Source organism: Liquorilactobacillus sicerae, from assembly GCF_029916425.1.
GTDB classification, from domain to species: domain Bacteria; phylum Bacillota; class Bacilli; order Lactobacillales; family Lactobacillaceae; genus Liquorilactobacillus; species Liquorilactobacillus sicerae.
Genome location: NZ_JAHAVQ010000365.1, coordinates 1 through 384, shown reverse-complemented (window position 1 = coordinate 384; position 384 = coordinate 1). Strand labels below are relative to the sequence as shown.

General features: G+C 36.5%; 1 protein-coding gene. It reads left to right on the top strand.

All coding sequences use genetic code 11. From position 1 onward, the window contains the following. Positions 1 to 336 (top strand): thiamine pyrophosphate-dependent enzyme (locus tag KH893_RS12855; RefSeq protein WP_486606314.1); only part of this gene is annotated, 336 nt, incomplete at its 5' end. Positions 337 to 384: the final 48 nt, after the last annotated feature.

Sequence of the window (384 nt, the reverse complement as noted above, 5' to 3'; positions counted from 1 at the left end):
AACCGTTTTGGTTTTATATATCATGAACAAGTTCTGACAAAACAACATTTTTATGGAGTAGATTTGACTGGAGCAGATTGGGCAAAAGTCAGCGAAGGCCTTGGCGCTGTGAGTTTCACTGTTAAAACGATTGCTGATATTGATCAAGTTTTTGCTAATATTAAAAGTCTTCAGGAAAATGGTAATAAAAAGCCGATTGTTGTTAATGCCGTTATCAAAGAAGATGACCCATTTCCAACGGACTATATGCCGCTTGATCCAAAGCTTTATGGGCAGGATGCTGTTGATCAATATGCAAAAAAGTATCATTTTGATTTAGCAAAGCAGCCTTCGTGAGGTGAATTACTTCGTTCTAGGGGTGATGATTTATAGTTTAAAAAAGTA